We start from the raw sequence: 20,299 nt of genomic DNA, 5'->3' as shown, positions 1-20,299 counted from the left end.
GCAGGCCCCGCCGACCGATTGCAAGCGGTCGGCGGGGCCATTGTGGCTCTTGACAGCGGATTGGGTCATATGAGCGAAAGCCCGCCAGAGCGAGCAAGGTGCCTTGAAACAAGGCGGCATTGACCTTCTGGTCATGCCGCCGAAGTTGAAAGGCAGATTGCCGCTCTGGCGGGCTTGCAGCGTCAACTGGTCCGCCGTTCGTTAGAACGGCGGAACCTAAGGGCGCAGCGTCGGCCCGTTACGCGGTTTGGTAAAACCGCGTAACTACAAATCCCCGCCGGCACCCAGCAGCTTGCGCATGACCTGTTCGGGGTTAACCGAGCCGTCGCGCGGGGCCAGGGCGGTGATCTTCTTCTGCATCTTGTACTCGTGCAGCTCGTCCTCGAGCTGGCGCACGCGGGCGCGGAGCTTTTCGTTCTCGCGCTCGCGCTCCTCGGCACGCTCCTTCATATCGAGGATGCGCACCACGCCGGCAAGGTTGATGCCCTCGTCGGTCAGCTGGTTGATGAGCTCCAGGCGCTCGATATCGGCACGCGAATACAGACGCGTGTTGCCGCCCGAGCGCTGGGGGTTCACCAGGCCCTTGGACTCGTAGACGCGCAGAGTCTGCGGATGCATGCCGGTCAACTCGGCCGCCACGCTGATCATGTACAGCGGTTTATTCCTATTGTCCTCGGCCATGCTACCTGACCCCTTTCCGTCTCGTTATCGTCCATCATAAGCCCGCGGGCGCGGGTGTGCGCCACGACCGCCCTAGTACGTCGCCTTGTAACGGTTGACCTTCTCGCGATAATCGCGCGTGTCGGCCTCGCGCAGCTTGGTCATGGCATCGCGCTCGTCATCGGACAGGTTCGTGGGGACCTGTGCCTTGATTTCGACGAGCAGCGCGCCTGTGCGGCCACGGTGCTTAACGTCGGGCGCACCCATCTCCTTAAAGCGGAACTTCTTGCCCGTCTGGGTGCCAGCGGGCACCTTCAGACGAACCGTCGCGCCGCCGGGCGTGGGCACATCAACCGTGCAGCCGAGCGCCGCCTCGTAGACCGAGATCGGCACCTCCATGGTCACATCGGCACCCTTGCGCTTAAACAGCGGGTGCTCCTCCACATGCGTGGTCACGACCAGGTCGCCGCGCTCGCCGCCGGCAACGCCATACTCGCCGCGACGCTTGTAGCGTAGCTTGCCGCCGTCGACCGCGCCCGCGGGCACCGAGACCGTAATGGTCTGCTGCTCGCCTGTCGAGGGAATGCGATAGGTGACCTTGTGCGTCACGCCGCGAAACGCGTCCTCGGCCGTCACATCGACGGTCAGCGACAGGTCGCCGCCCTTGCGAGCACGGCTGCGACCCGCGCCGGCACCGGCAGCGCCCGCAGCCCCGGCAAAGCCCGAGCCCCAATCGCTGCCCCAGGCGCCGTTGCCGCTAAAGATGCTGTCGAAGATGTCGCCCCAGCCGCTGGCGCCCGCGCCGGCACCGTAGCCGCCGCCATACGCGCCGCCCGCGCCCGGCATGCCGCCAAACATGAGCATCTGGTCGTACTCTTTGCGCTTCTTCTCGTCCGAAAGCGTCTCGTAGGCCTCGCTGATCTCCTTGAACTTGGCCTCGTCGCCGCCGGCATCGGGGTGATATTTTTGCGCGAGCTTGCGAAACGCGCTCTTGATCTCTTTGTCGGAGGCGCTCTTGGATACGCCCAGGATGTCATAGAAGGTTTTGCCTGCAGCCATCGTAGCTCCTCTCCTGTTTCATCCGCCGCCCAGCGGGCGGCGGCTCATGCTTTCATATGGCACTAGGCCAGAAAGGGCCCCGGGTGTTGCCCCGGGGCCCTTCTCAATTACTCCTCGGTGCTCTCGGCCGTATCGGCCGCAGCATCCTCGGGCGCCGCTTCGGGCTCCGGTGCGGGGCGTTTCTCGCCGCCGTAGGTCACCGTCACCATCGCGGAACGCAGGATGCGATCCGCCATGCGGTAGCCCTTCTGGTACACGTCGTTGACGGTCTCATCGTACTGCGACGCGTCCTCGACGCGACCCACAGCCTGGTGCTCGAGCGGATCGAACGCCTCGCCCTTGGGGTCGATGGGCTCAACGCCCTCATGCGCAAACACGTCGAGCAGCTTGGCATGTACCGCGTCGACGCCATCGACGAACTGCTTAAAGTCGTCAGAAAGCTCTTGGCTGCGGGCATGGTCGATCGCGCGCTCGATATCGTCGATCACCGGCAACAGCGCGGTGACAAGCTTCTCGGTCGCGCGCTCGCGCTCGGCGATGCGCTCGTTGGCGGTGCGGCGACGGAAGTTCTCCCAGTCGGCCTGCAGACGGGCGGTGCGCTCGGTGGCGTCCTTTGCCTTGTCCTCGGCGGCCTTCTGAGCCTCTGCCGCAGCATCGAGCTCATTGCGCACGTCGGCAAGCTCTTTCTGAGCCTGCTCGAACTTGAGCTTAAAGTCGTTGTCGGCGGCTTCTTCACCGGCGCGGATAGCGGCTTCCACCATCTCGTCCTCGGTCATCGTCGCCTCCTTGTTGGAATCCTCTACTTGGTTCTCGGCAGCCTCGGCGGCCGAGGCCTCGTTGGCCTCGGTAACGTCTGCGGCCTCTACGGGAATCTTCACGTCCTTCTCCTCAGAGTCAACGGGGGCGGCGCCAGCGGCGGCCGCCTCCGTGCGAGCTTTACGGGCGGACATGATTATTTGTCCTCGTCGTCCACAACCTCGTAGTCGGCGTCGACGACGTCATCGTCGGCAGGCTGGGCGCCGGCGGCACCGTCGGTCTGCTGCTGAGCGTCGGCGTAGACAACCTGGGCCAGCTCGTAGGCCACGGACTGCAGGGACTCGCCGGCGGCCTTGATGGCCTCGACGTCAGAGCCCTCGAGCGCCTTCTTGGCGTCGGCGATAGCGGCCTCGGCCTTGGACTTCACGTCGGCGGAAACCTTGTCGCCCAGCTCGTTGAGGGTCTGCTCGGTGGAGTAGCACAGGCTGTCGGTCTGGTTGCGGACCTCGACCTCTTCCTTCTGCTTCTTGTCCTCCTCGGCATGAGCCTCGGCGTCCTTGACCATACGATCGACTTCGTCGTCGGACAGAGCGGTGGAGCCGGAAATGGTGATCTGCTGCTCCTTGCCGGTGCCCTTGTCCTTAGCGGAGACCTTGACGATGCCGTTGGCGTCGATGTCGAAAGTGACCTCGATCTGCGGCACGCCGCGGCGGGCAGCCGGAATGCCGGTCAGCTGGAACTTACCGAGCGACTTGTTGTCGCGGGCAAGCTCGCGCTCGCCCTGGAGCACGTTGATCTCGACGCTGGTCTGGTTGTCGGCAGCGGTGGAGTAGACCTCGGTCTTGGAGGTCGGGATCGTGGTGTTGCGGTCGATCATCTTGGTCATGATGCCGCCCATGGTCTCGACGCCCAGCGACAGCGGGGTAACGTCGAGCAGCAGGATGCCCTCGACGTCGCCGGTGAGCACGCCGCCCTGGACGGCAGCACCGTCGGCAACGACCTCGTCGGGGTTCACGGACATGTTGGGCTGCTTGCCGGTCATGGTCTTGACGAGCTCCTGGACAGCGGGCATACGGGTGGAGCCGCCGACGAGGATGACCTCGGTCAGATCGGAGAGCTTAAGCTTGGCGTCGCGCAGGGCGTTGGTGACAGGCTGCTTGCAGCGCTCGAGCAGGTCGCGGGTGATCTTCTCGAACTCGGCGCGGGTCAGCGTGTAATTGAGGTGCAGCGGGCCGGACTGGTTCATGGTAATGAACGGCAGGTTGATGGTGGTCTGCTGGGCGGCGGAGAGCTCCTTCTTGGCGTTCTCGGCGGCCTCCTTCAGACGCTGCAGGGCCATGGGATCCTGACGCAGGTCGACACCGTTCTCCTGCTGGAACTTATCGGCCATCCAGTCGATGACGCGCTGATCCCAGTCGTCGCCGCCCAGGTGGTTGTCGCCCGAGGTGGACAGAACCTCAAACACGCCGTCGGCGAGGTCGAGGATGGAGACGTCGAAGGTGCCGCCGCCCAGGTCGAAGACCAGGATGCGCTGGTCGGTGCCCTGCTTGTCCAGGCCATAGGCAAGAGCAGCAGCGGTCGGCTCGTTGACGATACGCTTGACGTTGAGGCCGGCGATCTTACCGGCGTCCTTGGTGGCCTGACGCTGGGCGTCGTTGAAGTAGGCCGGGACGGTGATGACGGCGTCGGTGACGGTCTCGCCCAGATACTTCTCGGCGTCGGCCTTCATCTTGGCGAGCGTCATGGCGCTCACCTGCTCAGCGGTGTAATCCTTGCCCTCGATGTCGACGACGGCACGGCCACCCTGGCCCTCCTTGACCTCATACGGCACGGTCTTGATCTCGGAGGTGCACTCGGAGTACTTGCGGCCCATGAAGCGCTTGATGGAGAACACGGTGTTCTTGGGGTTGGTGACAGCCTGGTTCTTAGCGGCCTTACCCACGACGCGGTCGCCGTCGGCACGGAAGCCCACGACGGACGGGGTGGTGCGGTCGCCCTCGGCGTTCACGATAATGGTCGGAGAACCGCCCTCGAGAACGGCCATTGCGGAGTTAGTAGTACCAAGGTCGATACCAAGAATCTTACTCATTAGAAATTCCCTCTCTCTTTTGCGTTCGCGCCGCCTCGACGATCTGTCGCGCGGCGCTTCGGCTTGTCTTTCAGGATGTAGTGTATCCCCTTATGGGCCGGAATATACAAAATCTAAGTCAATTCATATAAGATTTCTTATTGCTGAGAGTTTAGGTTCTTAAATGCGCAGGTAGACGCACTGTTTGAGTTCTCGGCAAATCTATCGAGATCTATGTAGAGATGGCTGAGGTTTGCGTCCGGGGGTGCCTGGGGGCCGTCTTGCGGAAAGCTCATCCCGGTTTGAGCGTGGATTCCGGGTCGCAGTTTCCGTCTGAAGGCTCAACCGGAAACCGTATCCCGTTTTGAGAGCTGATACCGGCTCGCATTTTCCGCTAGCGGGCCTAACCGGAAACTGCAACCCGTTTTTCGACAAAATAATGGGATGCGGTTTCCGCAAGCACGCTCAATCGCCCTATATTTCAAGTCACCTTTAGCTAACATTTATGCAGCTCAACGGCCCCACCTGCGCGTTTTTTAGTAAACCTTGGCATACTCGGCGAACGGTATGAAGATGCCGGCCAGAGGGTATTGCAAACGGTCGCTCCCGTGGTATGTTTTTGCCCGAATCAAACCGGCGCGCATCGCCTGTAGCGTCGGTCAACAGAGAGGAAACTACCATGGCTCATCCCGTAATTGATGCCGACGAGTGCATCGCTTGTGGCGTTTGCGTCGACTCCTGCCCCGCTGGCGTTCTGGAGCTCCAGGACGTCGCTACCGTCGCTGACGAGGACTCCTGCGTCGCCTGTGGCGCTTGCCAGGACGCTTGCCCCGCTGGCGCGATCACCGAGATCGTCGAGGAGTAACAACTCCCCCACTTGCACACTCAAAAGTACACCGTGCACAAAAAAAGGAGGCTTCCGCATCGCCGCGGAGGCCTCCTTTTGCATATGTGGGCAGCTAATTTGGAGCGGGACCCTTGGCAGTTGCGGTGGAATAGTTCCTGTTTTATGTCTTGGATGCCGATTTTAGGAACTATTTCACCGCAACTTATAGATGCGGCGTCGACTAGGACAAATCGTCTTCGTAGGGCATGAGGTCAGCCAAGTAGCCTTTCTCCTTGAGCATGGCCTCGATCTCGTCGAGGGTCTGCTCGTCTTCCGCCGCGATGCGATGGAAGTGGTAGCCGCTCGTCACCGTTAGTAGTGGAAAGCTCTTGCCGCTCTCGATATCGTGCAGGTAGCGCTCAACATCGCGACGATTGCGGATGTCCAGGTCGGCCGTGATCTTACCGTACACGCGGTGATTGACGATCACGTTGAGCACGGCACCACCGGCGTCGACGATACTCGTGAGCTCATCGCCTGCCTGCTCCACGCCGTGGCGAACCTTGACCAAGCGCGTGGGCACAGCGGGGCTGCTGGGGGCCTCCTGCAGCACGTAGCCGCGATTGGTCGCCACGATATCGTGCCCATCGGCACGCAGCAGGGCGATGTCTTGCACGACAACCTGGCGGCTCACACCCACCTCACGAGCAAGTGCGCTGCCGGAGACGGGGCCCTTGGCTCGCTCGAGCACGCCCATGATGGCACGGCGACGCTCGCGGGCGTCCATTATTTACCGTCCAGCAGACGCAGGTGCTTAAGCGAGAGGTCGAGAATCGGCGCAGAGTGCGTCAGGGCGCCCGAGCTAATATAGTCGACACCCAGATCGGCCAGGGCGCGAATGTTGTCGGCGTCCACGTTGCCCGAACACTCGGTCTTGGCACGACCGGCGATAAGCTCGATAGCGGCCGCCATGTCGTCATGGGTCATATTGTCGAGCATGATAATGTCGGCACCGGCTTCCACGGCCTCGCGCACCATGTCCAGGTTCTCGCACTCGATCTCGACCGTCGCAGTAAACGATGCATGGGCGCGCGCCATCTCGATTGCACGCGTCACGCCGCCGGCGGCATCGATGTGGTTGTCCTTGAGCATGACGGCCGTCGACAGGTTGTAACGGTGGTTGCTGCCGCCGCCGATCTCGACCGCGGCCTTCTCAAAGACGCGCATGCCCGGCGTGGTCTTGCGCGTATCGACGAGCACGGTCTTGGTGCCCTCGAGCGCCGCGGCCATCTGGTGCGTATAGGTAGCGATACCGCTCATGCGCTGCAGGTAGTTGAGTGCCACGCGCTCGCCCGAAAGCAGCACGCGCGCGTCGCCGCGCACCTGACCCACATGGTCGCCGGCGTGCACCTCGTCGCCATCGGCAACGTCGAGCAGCACCGAGCTCTGCGAATCCAGCAGTTCAAAGGTGCGGGCAAACACATCCAAGCCGGCGATGATGCCGTCGGCCTTGGCGATAAGCTCCACCGTGGCGGGACGCGCCGTGGGGCACACGCTCACCGTGCTCACGTCCTCAAAGGTAATGTCCTCGCGCAGAGCCTGCAGAATCAGATCATCGACGACGAGCTTCATGGTAATGGGATTCATGGTCTACTCCTCCACGGCCTGCGTGCCGGCGGCACGGGCCAAATCATCGATTGCCAGGGTGTCGGCGCTCAGGGCGCGATGACGGCCATCGAGCGCGGGATCGCCCGCCTGCTCCACGGCCAGCGACTCGCCGGTACGCATGTACCACGCGGCGCGACGACCCCAGACCAGCGCCTCGAGCAGGCTGTTTGATGCAAGGCGGTTTTTGCCGTGAACGCCGTTGCAGGCCGTCTCACCCGCGGCGTAGAGCTCGGGCATCGAGGTGCGGCCGTCCTTGTCGACCCATACGCCGCCCATAAAGTAGTGTTGCGTGGGCGTGACGGGGATGGGCTCGTCCAGGATGTCGCGGCCGTCCTCCAGGCAGCGCGCGCGGATATTGGCAAAGTGCCCGGTCACCACATCGCGCTCGACGGGGGCGAAGCTCAGCCACTCGTGCTCGGTACCGTCCTGCTTCATCTGCTCGCGAATAGCGGCGGCGACAACGTCGCGCGGCTGAAGCTCGTCGGTAAAGCGCTCGCCGGCGGCATTGAGCAGAATCGCGCCCTCGCCGCGGCAGCTCTCGCTGATCAGGAAGGTGCGGCCCGGCTGCGGCGAAAACAGGCCCGTGGGGTGGATCTGCACGTAGTCCAGGTGCTCCATCTTAATGCCATGCCCCTGAGCGATGTAGCAGGCGTCACCGGTGAGCTGCGGGTAGTTGGTGGAGTGATCGTACACGCCGCCGATGCCACCCGTCGCCCACAGCGTGTGGCGGGCATGGATCTTAAACGGCTCGCCGGCATGCGCGCCCTCGGCGGCATTTACCAGCTCGTCGGCGGGACGAACCGAGTTGTTCTCGTCCACGGGAACGGCGACGATACCGGTGCACACCGTGGCGCCGTCACGCTCGCCCGTCAGGATGTCGGTCATGGCCACGTGCTCCAAAATCTGCACGTTGTCCAGCTTGCGGACAGCCTGAAGCAGCTTGGTCGTAATCTCCTTGCCGGTGATATCGGCATGGAAGGCAATGCGCGGACGGCTGTGTGCGCCCTCGCGGGTAAAATTGAGGCTGCCGTCGGCCTTGCGCTCAAAGTCCACGCCCATCGCCAGCAGGTCGTTGATGACCGAGCGGCTCGAGCGAATCATGATGTCGACGCTCTCGCGGCGGTTCTCGTAGTGGCCGGCGTGCATGGTGTCCTCAAAGAAGGCATCGTAGTCCGAGCCTTCGGGCAGCACGCAGATGCCGCCCTGCGCGAGCATCGAATCGCACTCGTCGACAGCGCCCTTGGAGAGCATGATCACGCGCGTGCTCGTCGGCAGGTTGAGAGCCGCGTACAAGCCCGCTACGCCGCAGCCGGCAATAACGACGTCGCACTCCATGTCGGGGTATTGTTTGGTTTCCACAGGAATCCTCTCCCTTGTAATGTGGCATAAGGGACTGCCCCTCATGACACATCGTTCTAGCGTGCTGCGTACTCGAGCATGCGGTCGAGCGTGAGTTTGGCCTGGTCGGCAGCCTCGTCCGACACGCCGATCTGCACCTCGCCCTCGCCCGTCTCCAGGCAGCGCACGAGCTTTTCGAGCGTGATGAGATCCATGTTGACGCAGGTGGGCTGCACCACGGGGAAGTAGAACTTCTTGCCGGTGCCCTGGCAGCGGCGCTCGAGCTCGTAGAGCACGCCGCGGACCGTCACGATAATGAACTCGCTCGCGTCGGACTCCTCGGCATACTTGATGATGCCGGCGGTGGAGCCGATGTAGTCGGCCTCGGCCAGGACGTCGGCCTTGCACTCGGGGTGCGCCAGCACGAGCGCGTCGGGGTGGGCCTCCGTCGCGTCGACGATCTGCTCGACGGTGATGATGTGATGGCGCGGGCAGTAGCCGTTGTTGAGGATGACGTGCTTTTGCGGCACCTGCTCGGCTACGAAGCGTCCCAGGTTTTGGTCGGGAATGAACAGGATATGCTGCTGCGGCAGCTCGGACACGATCTTAACGGCGTTGGAGCTGGTGACGCACACGTCGCTCCAGCTCTTGATCTCGACCGTGGAGTTGACGTAGCACACCACGGCCAGGTCGTCGCCGTACTCGGCGCGCGCCGCGTCGACCGTCTCGCGCTTGACCATGTGCGCCATGGGACAGTCCGCGCCCGGCTCGGGCAGCAGCACGGTCTTAGTGGGATTGAGCAGCTTGGCGCTCTCGCCCATAAACTCCACGCCGCACAGCACGATGGTCTGCTGCGGCAGGCTTTTGGCGAGCTTTGCCAGGTAGAAGCTGTCGCCGACGTAATCGGCAACGGCTTGGACCTCGGGCGCCACGTAATAGTGCGCCAGGATTACCGCGTCACGTTGGGTTTTTAGTTGATGAATGGCCTCGACGAGCTCTGCGGGCACCAGTGCCGCACGCTCCGTTGCCGTCGTTGCCGATGCCAGGCCGGCCGCGATATCGCGTGCAAGCTCCGACGCATCCATGTTCGCGCTCTGTGCCATCAAGGCCCCTCTCTTTTGGCGAATCTTGGGGCTTTAGTATGACACCTAGGTTTACAGCTGACAAGACAGCTGTAAACCTAGGTGTAAAGTTGAAATAAAGATTCAATCATGTGGCAAGTCCATTTTCGAACTGGCAAGCTGAGGATAGCCGGGCTTTCGATAGCGCAGGAGGCATCTTTCGCCACCGCAACACCGCTTGGCGCGAGCTGCACGCCGTGGGGCGCAAACGGTCCGCACCCCCGCAAGCGGCGCGTGCCCGATGTGGCAAAATCGAACTACTTAAGGGGGCCGAATGCTCAAGATTATTGCCTGCGACGATGATGTCGCTTTTCTAGATAGACTGCACCGGATGATCGACCGTTGGTCGACCGAGACGGGCACGGCGGTCGATGTTGCGCTCGTCACGCGCGGCGAGGACCTGCTGGCCCGCCATGCCGCATCGCGCGCCGACATCATCTTGCTCGATATGATCATGCCGCTCGTCAACGGCATGGACACCGCACGCGAACTGCGCCAGGCCGACACCGCCGTGCGCCTGGTGTTCCTCACCTCGTCGCCCGAGTTCGCGCTGGAATCCTACGAGGTCCGCGCCTTCGACTACCTGCTCAAGCCCGTGACTTACGAACGCCTGGCGCAGTTACTCGACGAGCTTTCGAGCATGCGCCCGGCGGCAACCGACGAGCTCGTGATCAAAACTTCCTTTGGCTACCACGCCCTGCGCCTGTCCGACATCGAATATGCCGAAGCGCGCAACAAGCACGTGGTCTTCCACCTGCGCGACGGACGCGATATCGAGGCACTCGAGTCATTCCGCAGCGTCGAGGACCGTTTGGTGCAAAATGCCACCTTCTTTAAATGCCACCGCAGCTACCAGGTCAACCTGCGCAATATCGATCACTTTGACCGCACGGACATCGTCATGCGCTCGGGCGCGTGCATCCCGCTTTCGCGCAGCTGCAAGCAGGGATTCCAAGACGCCTACTTTGCGGCGCGCTTTGAGGGTGGGAGACACTGATGGTCTCCTCGGTCGAAATGGTCCTTTGGGCAATCCACCACGCCACGACGCTGCTCTTTGGCGTCTTTGCCTCGGCGGCGCTGTGCGGTGTCGAGATCAACCGGCGTCATGCGCTTGAACTGGTGCTGGTCGGTGCCGTAACCGGATGCGCATTTGGCCTCGCCAATGCCGTCGGCGGCGAGCTTTTCGCCCGCCAGGTATATCCGATCGTCGTGCATCTGCCGCTCGTCATCTATTTGTGCGCGCGCTACCGCCTGAGCCCGCTGCTTGCCGTGCTCGGCATTACGAGTGCCTATCTGAGCTGCCAGTTCAGCAATTGGATGGGCATCGCCGCATTTGCCGCAACCGATTCTCAGATCGCATACTATCTGGCGCGCATCGCGACCACGCTCGCCGTCTTTGCCGTCCTGTTACATTGGGCCGGCGACATCGGTCCGCGCTTGGCGATTAAAAGCACCACCGAGCTGGGCATCCTTTTAATCCTACCGCTCGTCTATTACATCTTTGACTACGCCACCAACGTCTACACCACGCTGTTCCACTCGGGCTCGGTGGTGACGGTTGAGTTTTTGGCCTTTGCGCTCTGCGCGTTCTACCTTATGTTCCTCGCCGTCTACCTGCGCGAATACGAAGAAAAGGAAACCGCCGAGCGAGAGCGCTGGATGCTCGAAACCCGCGACAGCGCCGCCATTAAAGAGCTTGAGGCCTGGCGTCAATCTGGTCGCGAGCTGTCGATTCTTCGCCACGACATGCGTCACTTCCTACGCGGCCTGGCCGCTTTAATTGAGGAGGGCCACACCGACGAGGCGCTCAAACGCATCGACGAACTCTGCGAAGCCGGCGACCGCACCGCCGTACGCCGCTTCTGCGCCAACGAGACCGTAAACATTGCGCTTTCGTCATTTAACTCGGAAATCAATAGAAACGGCATTACCGCCAACCTGCGCGCCGCCGTGCCCGAAACCATCCATGTAGGTGACGCCGACCTGTTTAGCGTGCTCTCAAATGCCTTGGAAAACGCTATCACCGCCGCAAGCGCCGCACCCCAAGGAAAGCGATTCGTCGACTTTGACCTGCGATTAGAGGACAGCCAGCTGCTGCTGTTAGTTTCCAATACGTTTGACCGCGCGCCGCGCATGGTCGACGGCATGCCCGTGACCCGGCATGCGGGCCACGGCTTTGGCACCAGGAGCATCAAACTTGCCGTGGAGCGCATGAACGGCAACTGTCAGTTCCGCATTAACGGCGACCGGTTTGAGCTTCGCGCCGTGATGTAGGGACGCGATAAGCCGGCGCCGCGCTCGACCCGTCAGGGCCGCCTTACCGGCTCCGGTCCGCTACAGCGGAGCGGCCGCCGGAGTCAGCTGCTTGATATAGGCCCACATGCGCTGCTTAGCGGCCTTGTCGGTGAGTGCCGCCTCAAAGCCGTCGAGCGCGAGCACGCGGCGGCCCTGCACATGGGCGACCAGGCCGGGCTTGAGCATGGCGGTGTCGAAGTCATCGATCGCCACAAGCATATCGGCATAGGTCTCGCGCATGACATCGGCCGCACTGTTGTCCAGCAGCAGCACCGCCTCGGGGTCCAAGGTCTCCAGCGCCTCGCGGAACAGGTCGCACGTCAGGGCCTCGCCCGGCGCGACCGCTCCGTCGCCCGCGCCGGCGACGCTTGCCAGCACGCAAAAATCCTCGGGGGCATATCCAATGGCGCCGAGCGCCTTGCGCAACGCGGCGCCATCCGCGCCGGCAGCCAGCTCGCCGCCCGAGCACTCGGCTTCATCCAAATCGCCTTTGACCAGCACAATCGGCGAGCATGCGTTGCCCGCGATACGCACGCCACGGCCCGCGAGCGATGCGAGCTCCTGCTCGGTCGCCTGGGCGATGGCTTCTTTTTTCTGGCTTTGTGACGTGGGCATGCACTCTCCAATCATTTGCGTGCCCACCATTATATAAAAGAGCCGCCCGCGAGTGGTTGCTTTACGAGCCGCTGGGTATAAGCACGGTCGTACTGAGTTTTACGCGGCCGAGCCGCGTCGCATTATGGAGGTCACCATGGCTGACATCAAGCAGATTACCCCCGAGAACTTCGACGCTGTCGTCAACGATAGCCTGCCCGTACTGGTTGATTTTTGGGCCCCGTGGTGCGGCCCCTGCCGCTCGCTCTCGCCCATCGTAGACGAGGTTGCCGACGAACTGGCCGGCAAGCTGGCTGTGGCCAAGTGCAACGTCGACGACAACCAGGACCTGGCCATGAAGTTTGGCGTCATGAGCATCCCCACGCTGATCGTCTTTAAGAACGGCGAGGAGGTCGACCGCTCGGTCGGCGCCTTACCCAAGGCAAGGCTTCAGGCACTGCTGGAGAAACATCTGTAATACGCTTGTTACTTGTCTGCCGTCCATGAGCGGTTTCGCACCGCTCGCCGGAGTGCCAAACGCAAGGCATGCGACCACGGATAGTATGGTAGACACAAACAGCCCCCAGTGAACGGGTGCGGGTCAGACGGACTCGCGCCCGTTTTCTTATGCGGCGGCGCCCAAGGCGGGCGTAGTAGAATCTGAACCACCATTTCGCCCCGCACAAAAGGAGATTCCCATGCATGACGTCGGAATGAACATGAGCCAGCTTGCCATGAGCGTCAAGCAGGTCGACGACACCATTGAGCTCGCTCACGAGTGGAGCCATCAGCTGCTGCATGCGACCGAGAACTTTGACATGGAGCGCATTGGCGCCAAGCTCGAGGCCGCCATGTCTGCGCTGCACGAGGCGCACGATGCGCTCGAGGGCTACGAGGAGGCCATCGAGGCAGATCACAACTCCGTCGGCTCTGTGAAACTGGTGTAACGTGGCCGAGCACGAGCACGCGCACGATTACGGTGCGGACGACGATGCGAGCTGCCGCTGCAGCGGCTCCAGCTCCGAGCTGGTCCGCTTTTCGGTCACCGCGCCCGACGACCTGCTGCGCCGCTTTGACGAGCAGATCGCGCGCCGCGGTGACGTGGCCAACCGTTCCGAGGCCGTACGCGATCTGATTCGCGCCTCGATCGCCAAGGAGCAGATGCGAACGCCCGACGAGCAGGTCATCGGTTCGCTCACCATGATCTATGACCACCATACCGGCGATCTGACGCGCCGTCTGGACGAGGTGCAGCACGACTACACCGACGAGATTGTCTCGACCATGCACGTGCATCTGGACCACCACAACTGTCTGGAGATTCTGGCGCTCAAGGGTCGCGGCAAACGCGTCTACGAGCTGGCGGACCGGTTGCTGGGACTGCGCGGCGTTAAGCACGGCGAGCTCACCTGCGCCGCCACCAAGCAAAGCCTGGGGCTCTAACAGCACACACTTCAATGAAGGGGAGCCATATGCGGCATGTGCATATTCATGTGACGGGCATCGTGCAGGGCGTTGGCATGCGGCCATTTGTGTATCGCGAGGCTATGGCGCATGGCATTTGCGGCTGGGTGCTCAACGCGGGCGATGGCGTGCACATCGAGGCGCATGCTTCGGTCGAGGCACTCGACGACTTTGTCGCCGCGCTGTCGAAGCACGCACCTGCCGCGGCCCGCGTTGAGCATGTCGCTGTTGCAGACCTGGAGCCCGACGCTTGGGATGCCGACGATGAGCAGGTCTTTCGTATCGTAGCGTCGCAGGATCAGACCGTGCACACGACGCTCATCTCCCCCGATATCGCCACCTGTGACGACTGCCTGCGCGAACTGTTCGACCCCGCCGACCGACGCTATCACTACCCCTTTATCAACTGCACCAACTGTGGGCCGCGCTTTACCATCATCCGGTCGCTGCCTTATGACCGAGCGGCCACGTCGATGGATTGCTTTCCCATGTGCCCCGAGTGCGCCGCAGAGTATGGGAACCCACTTGACCGGCGCTTTCATGCGCAGCCCGATGCCTGCTTTGACTGCGGGCCACATATTACCTGGCGCGAGGCGGCGGGCGACATGGGGCTCGAAGGCTCGGGGGCGACGCCTGCCGTCGGCAGCACGCGCGAAACCAGCGATGCCATTATTGACCGCTGTGTCGAGCTGCTGGCCAGCGGCGGTATTGTTGCCATCAAGGGCCTGGGCGGATTCCATCTGGCCTGCAACGCCGCCAATGAGCAGGCGGTGGTCGAGCTGCGCCGTCGCAAGCGCCGCAGCAACAAGCCGCTTGCCGTTATGGTGCGCAGCCTTGCCGACGTTGAACGCCTGTGCCACGTCGATGACGCCGAGCGCGGGGTGCTGGCCGGCAGCATCCGCCCCATTGTGCTGTTGCGCCGCCGCGTAGTCGACAACTACACCTACGGCGCCCCCAACGCCCCTGAACTCGCACCGTCCGTCGCGCACGACCTGCCCGAGCTCGGCGTCATGCTCCCCTATACACCGCTTCAGCATCTGCTGCTTGCAGCTGCCGCGTCGCATGACATGCACGCGCTGGTCATGACCAGCGGAAACCTGAGCGAGGAACCTATCGAGACCGACGATGCCCTTGCATGGGAACATCTTGTTGCTGCCGGCATCGCCGACGCGCTGCTCGGCAACGACCGTGCGATTCTCTCGCGCTACGATGATTCCGTGGTACGTGTGGTCGACGGCACCGTCATGCCTGTGCGTCGCGCACGCGGATATGCACCGCAACCGTTGTCGTTGCCGGCGCTCGACGGCGCTCCGTCCTGCGTGCTCGCCTGCGGCCCACAGCAAAAGGCAACGATCGCATTCACACGCGAGGATGCGAACGGCGCGGCGGCCTGTTTTGTGTCGCAGCATATTGGCGATGTCGAAAACGGCGAGACCTTCGATGCCTGGAACGCCGCGCGCACGCGCTTGGAAGATCTCTTCGACTTGACGCCCGCCGCGCTGGCCTGCGACTTGCACCCCAGCTACCTATCGAGTCAGTGGGCACGCGAACAGGCGCGAAAATGCAATCTGCCGCTCGTCGAGGTGCAGCACCATCATGCACATATCGCGAGCGTAATGGCCGAGGCTATTGCCGCGGGCCAGCTTACAACCGACGCGCGCATGCTCGGCATTGCCTTTGATGGTACGGGGGCGGGCACCGACGGAACCATTTGGGGCGGCGAGTTCCTTGTCGCCGGCCTTGCCGATTTTGAACGCGTCGCGCACCTGCGCACCTGGGCGCTACCAGGCGGTGCCGCATCCGTGCGCGATGCCCGGCGCAATGCCTTTGCTCTGCTGAGCGAGCTCGGCCTGCTCGAGCACCCGGGTGCCGCGGGACTATTGGGCACCCTCGACGAGCAGACGCGCAGTGTCACGGCTACGATGATCGAGCGGAACCTCAACAGCCCACGCACAAGCAGTATGGGGCGTCTCTTTGACGCCGCCGCTGCAGTTTTGGGCATTTGCGGGCAGGCAACCTACGAAGGCGAGCCCGCCATCGAACTCGAAGCCGCCGCCTGGCGCGCGCTCGGCGGTAAGCCCGTTCGTCTCGACGGCAATCATGCAGGCGTATTCACGTCTGACGCCGACTCCCCCATCTTGGACCCCCAACCGCTCATCGAAGCTCTTCTGGATGGAATCGAGGCAGGCGCGCCGGCCGACAGGCTCGCGCTCGGGTTTCACATCGCCATTACGCACGCTACGACCCACATCGCGTGCGAGATCTGCGATCGCGAAGGCCTCGATACCGTCGCGCTCTCGGGCGGCGTGTTCATGAACCGGCTTTTGCTTCAGCTCCTTACCCACGAACTCAAAGACGCCGGTCTTGCCGTCTTGGTTCCCCACGCCGTGCCCGTCAACGACGGCTGCATCGCCTACGGTCAGGCCGCCATCGCTCGCGCTCGCCTCGCGCAGACGGCACGGGTAGGCTGTTTTGCCAGCCTGCGCGCCGCCGTCTCACAGGCGTAACGCATTTGCTCGTGACTCCCGCGAGCGCTACCATCAACTGATGGGTAATTAGGCGCCTATCCAGCGCAAAACGTATAAAAGGGAAACATTATGTGCCTTGCCGTTCCCGGTAAAGTGGTCAAACGCGACGACGACCTTAAGGCGACCGTCGACATGATGGGCATCGAGCGCCCCGTTTCGCTGCGCCTCGTGCCGACGGCGCAGGTCGGCGACTATATTCTCGTGCACGCCGGCTTTGGCATTCAGATTGTCGACGAGCAGGAAGCCCAGGAGACACTCGAGCTCGTCAATACCATGGCCGAGCTGGCCGAAGAGGACCAGCTCGCCACCAACCCGGCTGAGGCATACTAGTGGCGGCGGCGCAGCCGGTTCGCTCCGGTATCGACTTTTCGGCATTTCGCGACCCCAAGCTGGCTCGCGAGCTCATCGATCGTATTCATGAGCTTGTCGGCAACCGCAGCATCAACCTTATGGAAGTCTGCGGCACGCATACCGTGAGCATTGGCCGCTATGGCTTTCGCTCCATTATGCCGACGGGACTCAAACTGCTAAGCGGCCCGGGGTGCCCCGTTTGCGTCACCGCCAACCGCGACATCGATCACGCAATCGCGCTTTCCAACATGGACGGCGCCATCATCACCACCTTTGGCGACATGATGCGCGTGCCCGGATCGTCCACCTCGCTTGCCGCGCAAAAAGCGGCGGGGCGCGACATCCGCATCGTCTACTCTCCGCTCGACGCACTCGACATTGCCGAGCAAAATCCCGAACGCCCGGTCATCTTTATGGGCGTCGGCTTTGAGACCACAACGCCCACCATTGCCGCCGCTATCCTGGAGGCCGACGCGCGCGGGCTCCGGAACTTCTCGGTCTACTGTGCTCACAAGACCACGCCGCCGGCTCTGCGTGCGATCTCTAACGACCCCGAGACGACCATCGACGGCTTTATCCTGCCTGGTCACGTCGCTACCATCACGGGCCTGGCACCCTTTGGGTTTTTGGTCGATGAGTTCGAGACCCCCGGCGTAGTCACCGGGTTTGAGCCAGTCGATATCTTGCAGGGCATCTGCATGCTGGTCCAGATGGTTGTCGAGGACAGGCCCGCGATTGACAACGCCTACCGCCGTGGCGTCAATGCAGACGGCAACCCCGTGGCGCGCCAGCTGGTCGATCAGGTATTTGAGCCGTGCGACACCACGTGGCGCGGACTGGGACCGATTGCCAACTCGGGTCTTTCCATCCGACCCGAATTCGCGCGCTTTGATGCCGGCACCCGCTTTGATGTGCCCATTGAGGCGACGGTCGAGCCACGCGGCTGCCGCTGCGGCGACGTGCTGCGCGGTGCCATCACGCCGAGCGACTGCCCTCTGTTCGGCCACGCATGTACGCCCGAACACCCCGTCGGCCCGTGCATGGTGAGCTCCGAAGGCAGCTGCGCGGCGTACTACCGTTACCGCGACTATTAAGGTCCGCCGTTCTAACGAACGGCGGACCGGCCGACGCTGCGCACCATTCAGGCGAGCGATTTGCCTTTCAATCGTCGGCTGCGGGCAAAAGCCCAGCAGCCTCCTCTTTCAAGGCAACTCACTTCGTCTGAATGGCGCTCGCTGACTTTTACTTAACATAGATTTTGCCACACTCGGCTATTGCCGATTCCACCCACGATTGGAGTTTTCGAAATGTCCCGTACTGCCACCGATAGCACTGTCCTGCTGGGCCACGGCTCCGGCGGCCAGTTGATGAAGCGCATTATCGATGAGGTCTTTCTGGATGCCTTTGGGTCGCCCGAGCTGCTTGCGGGCAACGACGCCGGTGTCGCCGCGTTGCCCGCAAGCGGGCGAATCGCCATGTCGACCGACAGCTTTGTGGTAACGCCGCAGTTCTTCCCCGGCGGCAATATCGGCCGCCTCGCCGTATGCGGAACCGTCAACGACGTCGCGACCTCGGGCGCTAACGTGCGCTACCTATCGTGCGGCTTTATCCTCGAAGAGGGCTATCCCATGGACAAGCTGCGCCAGATTGTACAGACCATGGCCGAAACGGCACATGAGGCAGGTGTGAAGATTATCACCGGCGACACCAAGGTGGTCGAGCACGGCGGTGCCGACGGCGTCTACATCAATACCGCCGGCGTGGGCGAGGTACCCGCGGGCGTGGCGCTCAGCGGTGCAAACTGCCAGCCCGGCGATGTCATCTTGGTCTCGGGCACGCTGGGCGACCACGGCATCGCCATCATGAGCCAGCGCGAGGGCTTGGCGTTTTCGAGCAACATTGAAAGCGACGCTGCGCCGCTCAATCATCTGATTGCTGACGTGCTCGCCGCCGCCCCCGACACCCGCTGCTTCCGCGACCCCACGCGCGGTGGCCTGGCATCCACGCTCAACGAGTTTGCCCAGGCCAGCGGCGTTGCCATGGAGATCGACGAGGATGCCGTGCCCGTGCGCCCCGACGTGCAGGCGGCATGTGAGATGCTCGGCTACGACGTTCTGCAGGTGGCAAACGAGGGCAAGATGGTCGCCGTGGTGCCGGCCGAGCAGGCCGATGCCGCGCTGGCGGCCATGCGCGCCGCCCGCTACGGCGAGAACGCCGCCATCATCGGTCGCGTGCTGCCGCTTGCCGAGGACGCCCGCCCCGCCGTGCGCGTACGCACCGGCTGGGGCTCGACCCGCATCCTCGACATGCTCGTGGGAGAGCAGCTACCGAGAATTTGCTAGGGCGGAATCGCGCGGTCGGCGCGATGTGGCTTGATATCCCTGGAGATGTTCAGATTCCAAGCGCGCCCAACGCGGAAGCCAAGTATTATGAGGTGCGTTTTGAAACCCAATGACGGGAGCTTTCATGGCAGCAGCTTTTTCCCATGTGATCTTTGACCTGGACGGCACCATCCTCAACACGATCGAGAACCTGGCGGCCGCCGGCAACCACACCTGCGAGATGCACGGCTGGCCCACGTTTGCCGTGGACGAGTACCGCTACAAGGTGGGAAACGGCATGCTCAAGCTGGTCGAGCGCTTTATGCCCGCCGAGTACGCGGGCGACGGCCGCATGTTTGAGCAGACGCTTGCCGAGTTTAGAGCTTATTACGGCGAGCACAAAGAGGACCACACCTCACCCTACGCCGGCACGATTGAGATGCTCGACCGTCTGCGCGCAGCGGGCGTTCAGCTTGCCGTGCTCACCAACAAAGATCATATTTCGGCAGCCCCGCTTATCGAGAAGTATTTTGGCTCTGAGCGCTTTGCGCTGGTACAGGGCCGTGTCGATGCGTTTCCGCCCAAGCCCGAGGCACCCGTCACGCTGCACGTGATGAAGGAGCTGGGCGCCAATCCGGCAACCACGCTCTACGTGGGCGATTCCAATGTCGATATCCTGACCGGTCACAACGCTGGCCTTAAGAGCGCGGGCGTCAGCTGGGGCTTTCGCGGCCGCGCAGAACTGGAAGCCGCCGGCGCCGACTACGTGGTGGACACCCAGGCAGAGCTCGTAGCACTGGTGCTGGGCGAATAGCGGAGCCGCCGCTTAACGTAGCTGCGACAATTCTTCCACGCGGAAAGCGCATCCCGTTTTGGAGCTCCGGAATGGGATGCGCTTTCCGTTTGAGGCGCGTCGGGGAAACCGCATCCCGTTTTGGAGCAATATTCCGGGTCGCACTTTCCGCTACCCGACCCATCTGGAAACCGCGACCCACTATTCGGCCAAAAACCGGGTCGCGGTTTCCCGAGCATTCGATGCAGCATTGGTGCAAGGAGTGTCCCTAACTGCCGGCGGAAAAGGAACGTCCCCAAGTGCCGCAAGAGTGTCCCTTTTGACTAGTCATTTAAGAACGTCCCCAATGACTACCATGGCAACGCCGTTGTTTTGGCAACGACAGACACTATGACCCAATCCGAGGGCACTAAAAAGATAGGAGCCCCCGCTCGTGACCGCGGGTCGGGGCTGCGAC

Annotated in this window: 21 protein-coding genes; 11 read left to right on the top strand and 10 right to left on the bottom strand. The window is 62.6% G+C overall.

All coding sequences use genetic code 11. The features are described from left to right. The 5 genes from FGQ67_RS10195 to dnaK all read right to left on the bottom strand — a co-directional run. Window positions 1–186, bottom strand: a 186-nt coding sequence (locus tag FGQ67_RS10195) for a hypothetical protein (RefSeq protein ID WP_212746037.1), incomplete at its 3' end; no start/stop codon positions are given. 78 nt (window positions 187–264) lie between these two features. Then, window positions 265–681 (bottom strand): heat shock protein transcriptional repressor HspR, encoded by a 417-nt coding sequence (locus FGQ67_RS09695; protein WP_006235210.1) that lies wholly within the window; start codon window positions 679–681, stop codon window positions 265–267. 72 nt (window positions 682–753) lie between these two features. Next, the gene (locus tag FGQ67_RS09690; protein ID WP_138341723.1) at window positions 754–1,719 is read right to left on the bottom strand and encodes a DnaJ C-terminal domain-containing protein; all 966 of its coding nucleotides are present in this window, start codon (window positions 1,717–1,719) and stop codon (window positions 754–756) included. 107 nt (window positions 1,720–1,826) lie between these two features. Beyond that, window positions 1,827–2,669: a nucleotide exchange factor GrpE gene (locus tag FGQ67_RS09685; protein WP_138341721.1), complete on the bottom strand. Its 843-nt coding sequence runs from the start codon at window positions 2,667–2,669 to the stop codon at window positions 1,827–1,829. Window positions 2,670–2,671: 2 nt separating this feature from the next. Then, entirely contained in the window at window positions 2,672–4,564 is a 1,893-nt protein-coding gene (dnaK, locus tag FGQ67_RS09680) for a molecular chaperone DnaK (RefSeq protein ID WP_055310046.1), read from the bottom strand. Window positions 4,565–5,156: 592 nt separating this feature from the next. Between dnaK and FGQ67_RS09675 the strand changes: the two genes are divergently transcribed. Beyond that, window positions 5,157–5,408, top strand: coding sequence for an indolepyruvate ferredoxin oxidoreductase subunit alpha (locus FGQ67_RS09675; RefSeq protein ID WP_158564522.1), 252 nt, complete (start codon window positions 5,157–5,159; stop codon window positions 5,406–5,408). 202 nt (window positions 5,409–5,610) lie between these two features. Here the strand turns inward: FGQ67_RS09675 and FGQ67_RS09670 are convergent, their stop codons facing one another. Genes FGQ67_RS09670 through nadA form a run of 4 tightly spaced genes read right to left on the bottom strand, consistent with a single transcriptional unit; the run spans window position 5,611 to window position 9,478 of the window. Then, complete coding sequence (locus tag FGQ67_RS09670; RefSeq protein WP_138341719.1) at window positions 5,611–6,156, bottom strand: transcription repressor NadR; 546 nt, start codon at window positions 6,154–6,156, stop codon at window positions 5,611–5,613. Continuing rightward, entirely contained in the window at window positions 6,156–7,016 is an 861-nt protein-coding gene (gene nadC, locus FGQ67_RS09665; RefSeq protein WP_138341717.1) for a carboxylating nicotinate-nucleotide diphosphorylase, read from the bottom strand. The genes FGQ67_RS09670 and nadC overlap by 1 nt, the downstream gene beginning before the upstream one ends. Window positions 7,017–7,019: 3 nt before the next feature. Further along, the gene (locus FGQ67_RS09660; RefSeq protein WP_249934449.1) at window positions 7,020–8,396 is read right to left on the bottom strand and encodes an L-aspartate oxidase; all 1,377 of its coding nucleotides are present in this window, start codon (window positions 8,394–8,396) and stop codon (window positions 7,020–7,022) included. 56 nt (window positions 8,397–8,452) lie between these two features. Continuing rightward, window positions 8,453–9,478 (bottom strand): quinolinate synthase NadA, encoded by a 1,026-nt coding sequence (nadA, locus tag FGQ67_RS09655; RefSeq protein WP_138341715.1) that lies wholly within the window; start codon window positions 9,476–9,478, stop codon window positions 8,453–8,455. A gap of 292 nt (window positions 9,479–9,770) precedes the next feature. On the opposite strand from nadA, the gene FGQ67_RS09650 reads away from it, so the two are divergent. Further along, window positions 9,771–10,493, top strand: coding sequence for a LytR/AlgR family response regulator transcription factor (locus tag FGQ67_RS09650; protein WP_138341713.1), 723 nt, complete (start codon window positions 9,771–9,773; stop codon window positions 10,491–10,493). Continuing rightward, window positions 10,493–11,770 carry a sensor histidine kinase gene (locus FGQ67_RS09645; RefSeq protein WP_138341711.1) on the top strand — a complete coding sequence of 426 codons (1,278 nt, stop codon included), beginning with the start codon at window positions 10,493–10,495 and terminating at the stop codon, window positions 11,768–11,770. Before FGQ67_RS09650 ends, FGQ67_RS09645 begins: the two co-directional genes overlap by 1 nt. Before the next feature lie 60 nt (window positions 11,771–11,830). Here the strand turns inward: FGQ67_RS09645 and FGQ67_RS09640 are convergent, their stop codons facing one another. Then, entirely contained in the window at window positions 11,831–12,406 is a 576-nt protein-coding gene (locus tag FGQ67_RS09640; RefSeq protein ID WP_138341709.1) for a hypothetical protein, read from the bottom strand. Window positions 12,407–12,542: 136 nt separating this feature from the next. Between FGQ67_RS09640 and trxA the strand changes: the two genes are divergently transcribed. From trxA to FGQ67_RS09600, 8 genes are all read left to right on the top strand, one after another. Then, a complete protein-coding gene (trxA, locus tag FGQ67_RS09635; RefSeq protein WP_117793968.1) occupies window positions 12,543–12,863 on the top strand; it encodes a thioredoxin in 321 nt (106 codons plus the stop codon). Window positions 12,864–13,083: 220 nt separating this feature from the next. Continuing rightward, window positions 13,084–13,332, top strand: coding sequence for a hypothetical protein (locus FGQ67_RS09630; RefSeq protein ID WP_117564540.1), 249 nt, complete (start codon window positions 13,084–13,086; stop codon window positions 13,330–13,332). Between the two features lies 1 nt (window position 13,333). Continuing rightward, on the top strand, window positions 13,334–13,828 hold the full coding sequence (gene nikR, locus FGQ67_RS09625; protein ID WP_138341707.1) for a nickel-responsive transcriptional regulator NikR: 495 nt from the start codon (window positions 13,334–13,336) through the stop codon (window positions 13,826–13,828). A 29-nt stretch (window positions 13,829–13,857) separates the two neighbouring features. Further along, window positions 13,858–16,356, top strand: a complete 2,499-nt coding sequence (gene hypF / locus FGQ67_RS09620; protein WP_138341705.1) for a carbamoyltransferase HypF — start codon at window positions 13,858–13,860, stop codon at window positions 16,354–16,356. Window positions 16,357–16,446: 90 nt separating this feature from the next. Beyond that, window positions 16,447–16,707 carry a HypC/HybG/HupF family hydrogenase formation chaperone gene (locus tag FGQ67_RS09615; RefSeq protein WP_117736746.1) on the top strand — a complete coding sequence of 87 codons (261 nt, stop codon included), beginning with the start codon at window positions 16,447–16,449 and terminating at the stop codon, window positions 16,705–16,707. Further along, window positions 16,707–17,822, top strand: coding sequence for a hydrogenase formation protein HypD (gene hypD, locus FGQ67_RS09610; RefSeq protein ID WP_138341703.1), 1,116 nt, complete (start codon window positions 16,707–16,709; stop codon window positions 17,820–17,822). The genes FGQ67_RS09615 and hypD overlap by 1 nt, the downstream gene beginning before the upstream one ends. 213 nt (window positions 17,823–18,035) lie before the next feature. Next, window positions 18,036–19,070 (top strand): hydrogenase expression/formation protein HypE, encoded by a 1,035-nt coding sequence (gene hypE, locus FGQ67_RS09605; RefSeq protein WP_138341701.1) that lies wholly within the window; start codon window positions 18,036–18,038, stop codon window positions 19,068–19,070. Between the two features lie 124 nt (window positions 19,071–19,194). Then, a complete protein-coding gene (locus FGQ67_RS09600) occupies window positions 19,195–19,863 on the top strand; it encodes an HAD family hydrolase (RefSeq protein WP_249934448.1) in 669 nt (222 codons plus the stop codon). The last annotated feature ends 436 nt before the right edge of the window (window positions 19,864–20,299 follow it).

The organism is Collinsella aerofaciens (assembly GCF_005845035.1).
In the GTDB taxonomy this organism is placed as follows: Bacteria; Actinomycetota; Coriobacteriia; order Coriobacteriales; family Coriobacteriaceae; genus Collinsella; species Collinsella aerofaciens_I.
This window is presented reverse-complemented; position numbering and strand designations above follow the sequence as displayed.

Excerpts from the sequence above, each read along its gene's own strand:
- FGQ67_RS09690 (WP_138341723.1), bottom strand. The coding sequence starts at position 1,719 with ATGGCTGCAGGCAAAACCTTCTATGACATCCTGGGCGTATCCAAGAGC.
- dnaK (WP_055310046.1), bottom strand. The coding sequence starts at position 4,564 with ATGAGTAAGATTCTTGGTATCGACCTTGGTACTACTAACTCCGCAATG.
- hypE (WP_138341701.1), top strand. The coding sequence starts at position 18,036 with ATGTCCCGTACTGCCACCGATAGCACTGTCCTGCTGGGCCACGGCTCC.
- nadA (WP_138341715.1), bottom strand. The coding sequence starts at position 9,478 with ATGGCACAGAGCGCGAACATGGATGCGTCGGAGCTTGCACGCGATATC.
- FGQ67_RS09630 (WP_117564540.1), top strand. The coding sequence starts at position 13,084 with ATGCATGACGTCGGAATGAACATGAGCCAGCTTGCCATGAGCGTCAAG.
- FGQ67_RS09600 (WP_249934448.1), top strand. The coding sequence starts at position 19,195 with ATGGCAGCAGCTTTTTCCCATGTGATCTTTGACCTGGACGGCACCATC.
- hypF (WP_138341705.1), top strand. The coding sequence starts at position 13,858 with ATGCGGCATGTGCATATTCATGTGACGGGCATCGTGCAGGGCGTTGGC.
- FGQ67_RS09645 (WP_138341711.1), top strand. The coding sequence starts at position 10,493 with ATGGTCTCCTCGGTCGAAATGGTCCTTTGGGCAATCCACCACGCCACG.
- FGQ67_RS09640 (WP_138341709.1), bottom strand. The coding sequence starts at position 12,406 with ATGCCCACGTCACAAAGCCAGAAAAAAGAAGCCATCGCCCAGGCGACC.
- FGQ67_RS09695 (WP_006235210.1), bottom strand. The coding sequence starts at position 681 with ATGGCCGAGGACAATAGGAATAAACCGCTGTACATGATCAGCGTGGCG.
- FGQ67_RS09650 (WP_138341713.1), top strand. The coding sequence starts at position 9,771 with ATGCTCAAGATTATTGCCTGCGACGATGATGTCGCTTTTCTAGATAGA.
- FGQ67_RS09675 (WP_158564522.1), top strand. The coding sequence starts at position 5,157 with ATGTTTTTGCCCGAATCAAACCGGCGCGCATCGCCTGTAGCGTCGGTC.
- trxA (WP_117793968.1), top strand. The coding sequence starts at position 12,543 with ATGGCTGACATCAAGCAGATTACCCCCGAGAACTTCGACGCTGTCGTC.
- FGQ67_RS09685 (WP_138341721.1), bottom strand. The coding sequence starts at position 2,669 with ATGTCCGCCCGTAAAGCTCGCACGGAGGCGGCCGCCGCTGGCGCCGCC.
- nadC (WP_138341717.1), bottom strand. The coding sequence starts at position 7,016 with ATGAATCCCATTACCATGAAGCTCGTCGTCGATGATCTGATTCTGCAG.
- FGQ67_RS09615 (WP_117736746.1), top strand. The coding sequence starts at position 16,447 with ATGTGCCTTGCCGTTCCCGGTAAAGTGGTCAAACGCGACGACGACCTT.
- FGQ67_RS09670 (WP_138341719.1), bottom strand. The coding sequence starts at position 6,156 with ATGGACGCCCGCGAGCGTCGCCGTGCCATCATGGGCGTGCTCGAGCGA.